The organism is Stenotrophomonas sp. PS02300 (assembly GCF_029959395.1).
Lineage (GTDB): Bacteria > Pseudomonadota > Gammaproteobacteria > Xanthomonadales > Xanthomonadaceae > Stenotrophomonas > Stenotrophomonas maltophilia_AD.
In genome coordinates this window covers 1-4,745 of record NZ_JASCOP010000199.1, presented here as the reverse complement: position 1 = coordinate 4,745, position 4,745 = coordinate 1, and the positions used below count along the sequence as shown (strand labels likewise).

Sequence of the window (4,745 nt, the reverse complement as noted above, 5' to 3'; positions counted from 1 at the left end):
CCGCGCGCCGCGGGCCCCAAGCATCCGAAACCGGAAAAACATCGCCCCCGTATTCCGTCCAACGTTTACAGGATCCGAAGCCCACGATCGATTGACCCCAATCCCAATGGGCCCGTAAAAATTCGTAGCCCCGGCCGTTGGCCGGAAACCGCGCGCAGCGCGGCCCAAGCATCCGAAGCCGGAAAAACACCGCCCCCGTACTCCGTCCAACGTTTACACGATCCGAAGCCGCCCCATCACCCCAACAACGTTTCCAGCACCGCCATGCGCACGGCCACGCCGTTGGCGACCTGGCGCAGCACCCACGACTGCGGGCCGTCGGCCACTTCGTCGGTGACTTCCACGCCACGGTTGATCGGGCCCGGGTGCAGCACGGCGGCATCCTGGCCGGCGCGCTTCAGGCGCGCGGCGTTCAATCCGTATTCCGCGTGATACTGCTCGATCGAGGGCACCAGGCCTTCTTCCATGCGCTCGCGCTGCAGGCGCAGCATCATCAGCGCATCGGCGCCTTCCAGCATCTGGTCGAAATCCTGGCCGACGATGCAGCCCTTCAGCGTGTCATCGTCCGGCAGCAGCGACTGTGGGCCGCACACGCGGATCTCGCCCACGCCCAGCGTGCGCAGGGCATGCAGGTCGGTGCGGGCCACGCGCGAGTGCTTCACGTCGCCGACGATCACCACCTTCATCTTCGAGAAATCACCGCCCTTGGCCTGGCGCAGGGTCAGCATGTCCAGCAGGCCCTGGGTCGGGTGTGCGCTGCGGCCGTCGCCGGCGTTGATCAGTGCGGTGCCCTCGCCCGCCGCGGCGGCCAGCTCGGCCACGGCACCGTCGTCCGGATGGCGCACCACGAAGCCACGCACGCCCATCGCCTCCAGGTTCTTCAACGTGTCGCAGGCGGTTTCACCCTTGCGCGTGGACGAGGTGGAGGCGTCGAAGTTCAGAACGTCCGCCCCTAGCCGCTGCGCGGCCAGCTGGAACGAACTGCGGGTGCGGGTGGAGGGTTCGAAGAACAGCGTGCACACCGCCGAACCGCCCAGCACGTGGCGCTTATTGCCGACCCGGCCGACCGCCGCATCGCGGATCTGGCCGGCGCGGTCGAGCAGCTGCAGCAGGGTTTCGCGGGGCAGACCTTCCAGGGTCAGCAGGTGGCGCAGGCGTCCGTCGGAATCGAGTTGCGAGGCGGTCATGGGCAGGGTCTGGGGGTCAGGAAACGGGGGTGGCGTCGTCTGGCGAGGACAGCCAGCGTTCGATGATCACCGCGGCGGCCACCGCATCCAGCGTGGCCGCATCGCGGCGCCGCTTGCGGCCTTCGGCGCGCTCTACGGCGAACCGGCGGGCCGCTTCGACCGAGCTGGAACGCTCGTCGATCAGCACCACCGGCAGCTTGAAACGTTCCCGCAGCTGGCGGGCAAAGCCCTGCGCGCGCTTGCGGTTGGGCTGGTCCTGGCCATCCAGGGTGAGCGGGTCGCCCACCACCAGGCCATCGGGCCGCCATTCCTTGATCAGGCGTTCGACCGCGGTCCAGTCCGGGCCGTTGCCGTGCACGTCCACCACCGCAATGGCGCGGGCATGGGTACCGAAGGAACTGCCGATCGCCACGCCGATGCGGCGCGAGCCGACATCGAAGCCGAGCACGGTGCCGTCGCGGCGGATGGTGGCCGGCTCAGACATTGCCGCTGTAGTCCGTCAACCGGAACAGGTCCACCCCGATCCGCGCGGCGGCGCCCTGCCAGCGCTGTTCCAGCGGCGTGGCGAACAGGAGTTCGGCATCTGCCGGCACGGTCAGCCAGCTGTTGTCGGCGATCTCGCCTTCCAGCTGGCCCTCGGTCCAGCCGGCGCAGCCGAGCGTGACCAGCGCATTGCGCGGGCCTTCGCCCCGGGCCATCGCTTCGAGGATGTCGCGCGAGGTGGTCAGGTACACGCCCTCGCCCACCTGCAGGCTCGATTCCCACGCACGTGCATCGTCATGGATGACGAAGCCGCGCTCGGGATGCACCGGGCCGCCATTGAGCACCACTTGGTCGCGCAGGACGAGGTTGTCTGTCTGGATCTCCATCTGCGCCAGCACATCGCCCAGCGTGTACTCGGACGGCTGGTTGACCAGCACGCCCATGGCACCGTTCTCGTCGTGCTGGCAGATCAGGCTTACGGTGCGCGCGAAGGTCGGATCGGTCAGCGACGGCAGCGCAACCAGCAGGTGATCGGCAAGGGAGGTAGGCAACGTGGACATGGGCCCATTCTACCCGCTGCATCCGCACACGGGCGTGAGCCTCGGCTACGATGCGTGCAGTCATGGACGTGTGTACGCAATGGAGAGCACGATGAACCCGCAGCCCCCCCTGTCCCTTGCCTCGCGCGCCGCCATCGTGCTGATCGCGCTGCTGCAGGGCCTGATGCTGTACGCGGTGCAGGAAGCGGCCGACCACGGCCCGTTCCAGGCGTTCGGCACGCGCCTGTGCTGGTACACCTGGGTACTGAGCGTCCCCACCGCCGTTGCGCTGACCCTGGTGGACCTGCGCGACCGCCGCCTGTGGCTGCACGCGGCACTGGCCTCGGCCGTGGTGCTGGCGATGGCCGGCTGGATCGGCTGGAACCTGAGCGGAACGCCCGACGACCTGCGCCAGGCACCGCTGCTGATGCCGTTTTCCGTGTGCGTGGCCGTCGCGGTGTTCGTCGCGCTGCCGTGGTGGCAGTTCCGGCTGCAGCACGGGCACTGGCGCGCCACCTACGCAGCCCTGTTCGAGCGCGCCTGGCAGAACGGGCTGACCCTTGCGCTGGCACTGGGCTTCACCGGGCTGACCTGGATGCTGCTGTGGCTGTGGGCGGCGCTGTTCGACCTGGTGGACATCCACTTCTTCCGCGACCTGTTCCGCGAAAAAGCCTTCATCGCGCTGGCCACCGGCATGCTGTTCGGGTTCGGCGTGCTGATTGGGCGCACCCAGGACCGGGCCATCCAGGTCATCCGCCAGGTGCTGTTTGCCGTGGCGCGCGGCCTGCTGCCGCTGCTGGCGTTCATCGCGGTGATCTTCGTGGTCTGCCTGCCCTTCACCGGTCTGGAGCCGCTGTGGCGCACGCGCTCGGCGGCCACGGTACTGCTGACCCTGGTGCTGCTGCTGATCGTCTTCAGCAACGCGGTGTACCAGCATGAAAGCGAGCTGCCGCCCTACCCGGCGTGGCTGCGCCGGCTGGTCGAAGCCAGCCTGCTCACGCTGCCGGTGTATGCGGCACTGGCGCTGTACGCCATGGGCCTGCGCATCAGCCAGTACGGCGTCACCCTGGAGCGCTTCTGGGCGCTGCTGGCGGCGCTGCTGGTGTGCGGTTACGCGGTGGGTTATGCGCTGGCCGCAGTGCGCAGGCGCGGGCGCTGGCTGCAGCGGATCGAACCGGTCAACCGCTGGATGTGCTGGGTGGTGCTGGGCGCGGCCGTGCTGGCCAACACGCCGGTACTGGACCCGATCCGGATCAGCCTGGCCAGCCAGGTGGCCCGGCTGCAGGCAACCGCGCCGGCGATCAAGGGCGACGACGCCACCGATCTGCGCTTCGGCTATGGCCGGCGCGGCGCCGAGGTGCTGAAGGAACTGCAGCAGGACCCGCGCTTCCGCGACGATCCGCGTGCAAGCACCCTGATCGCCAATGTCCTGAGCGTGGACGCGCGGCGAGCCCGTTATGGGGACTACAGCGACACCATCAAAGACCTCAAGGTGTTGCAGCAGCAGCTGAAACTGGCCAAGGGCAGCCCGGCGCCGGATCCAGACTGGTGGCAGGCGCTGCTGGACAGGACCGTGAACGTCAGCAGCTGCCTGGAAATGGACGAGGTCTGCGTGGCGCTGCGCCGCGACCTGGATGGCGATGGCGTGGACGAGATGCTGCTGTGCCATGAGCCGTCATGGGGCGGCGCGGTATGCCGCCTGCACGCGCGCGAGGGCAAGGACTGGACGGACGCCGGCAAGATCGAATTCCCGATGCCCTCGGAGTATCAGGGCGACCCGGCGTACGACCCGCTGCTGCGGGGTAACCTGACGATACATCCGGCACGCTGGCCGCAACTGTCGCTCGGCGATGGGCCTAGACTGGGCATCGAACAACCTCCCGTTGAAGACGACACCCCATGAGCGGCTACTGCCTCATCGCACCGGGCCACCCGGTGCACGGTCACTACCATGACCACGAATATGGCTTTCCGCAGCGCGACGAACGCGAGCTGTTCGAGCGCCTGCTGCTGGAAATCAACCAGGCCGGGCTGAGCTGGGAAACCATCCTGAAGAAGCGCGAAGGGTTCCGCGCGGCGTACAGCCAGTTCGATGTGGATGCCGTGGCCGGCTACGGCGAGCGCGACGTGGAGCGCCTGCTCAACGATGCGGGCATCATCCGCAACCGGCTCAAGGTGCATGCGGCCATCCACAACGCCCAGGTGATCCAGCAGCTGCGGGCCAGCCACGGCAGCTTCGCGGCATGGCTGGACGCGCACCACCCGCGCGACAAGGCCGAGTGGGTGAAGCTGTTCAAGAAGACGTTCCGCTTCACCGGCGGCGAAATCACCGGCGAATTCCTGATGAGCCTGGGCTACCTGCCCGGCGCGCATGCGAAGGATTGCCCGGTGTACAAGCGATTGGCGAAGATTCCACCGCCGTGGGCTGCTAAATCCCGTTGATACCCGATACCGCCTGGGCCGGCCAACGGCCGGCGCTACCGGATGGCGGCCGGTGGGTGATTGGTGTCTCTTATAAACAAATGACGCTGCCCCC

General features: G+C 67.9%; 5 protein-coding genes. 2 read left to right on the top strand and 3 right to left on the bottom strand.

Translation table 11 applies throughout. The annotated features are described in order from the left end of the window. Positions 1–236: 236 nt before the first annotated feature. From QMX79_RS20035 to QMX79_RS20025, 3 genes are read right to left on the bottom strand one after another with little or no spacing between them, the layout of a single operon-like run. Positions 237–1,187: an aspartate carbamoyltransferase catalytic subunit gene (locus QMX79_RS20035; protein WP_282248347.1), complete on the bottom strand. Its 951-nt coding sequence runs from the start codon at positions 1,185–1,187 to the stop codon at positions 237–239. Positions 1,188–1,203: 16 nt separating this feature from the next. Continuing rightward, on the bottom strand, positions 1,204–1,671 hold the full coding sequence (gene ruvX / locus QMX79_RS20030) for a Holliday junction resolvase RuvX (protein ID WP_068849771.1): 468 nt from the start codon (positions 1,669–1,671) through the stop codon (positions 1,204–1,206). Continuing rightward, positions 1,664–2,230 (bottom strand): YqgE/AlgH family protein, encoded by a 567-nt coding sequence (locus QMX79_RS20025; RefSeq protein WP_282248346.1) that lies wholly within the window; start codon positions 2,228–2,230, stop codon positions 1,664–1,666. The genes ruvX and QMX79_RS20025 overlap by 8 nt, the downstream gene beginning before the upstream one ends. A 91-nt stretch (positions 2,231–2,321) precedes the next feature. Between QMX79_RS20025 and QMX79_RS20020 the strand changes: the two genes are divergently transcribed. Together QMX79_RS20020 and QMX79_RS20015 are read left to right on the top strand one after the other, a co-directional pair. Next, complete coding sequence (locus tag QMX79_RS20020; protein ID WP_282248345.1) at positions 2,322–4,112, top strand: DUF4153 domain-containing protein; 1,791 nt, start codon at positions 2,322–2,324, stop codon at positions 4,110–4,112. Then, entirely contained in the window at positions 4,109–4,651 is a 543-nt protein-coding gene (locus QMX79_RS20015) for a DNA-3-methyladenine glycosylase I (protein WP_282248344.1), read from the top strand. Before QMX79_RS20020 ends, QMX79_RS20015 begins: the two co-directional genes overlap by 4 nt. Positions 4,652–4,745: the final 94 nt, after the last annotated feature.

Excerpts from the sequence above, each read along its gene's own strand:
- QMX79_RS20035 (WP_282248347.1), bottom strand. The coding sequence starts at position 1,187 with ATGACCGCCTCGCAACTCGATTCCGACGGACGCCTGCGCCACCTGCTG.
- ruvX (WP_068849771.1), bottom strand. The coding sequence starts at position 1,671 with ATGTCTGAGCCGGCCACCATCCGCCGCGACGGCACCGTGCTCGGCTTC.
- QMX79_RS20025 (WP_282248346.1), bottom strand. The coding sequence starts at position 2,230 with ATGTCCACGTTGCCTACCTCCCTTGCCGATCACCTGCTGGTTGCGCTG.
- QMX79_RS20020 (WP_282248345.1), top strand. The coding sequence starts at position 2,322 with ATGAACCCGCAGCCCCCCCTGTCCCTTGCCTCGCGCGCCGCCATCGTG.
- QMX79_RS20015 (WP_282248344.1), top strand. The coding sequence starts at position 4,109 with ATGAGCGGCTACTGCCTCATCGCACCGGGCCACCCGGTGCACGGTCAC.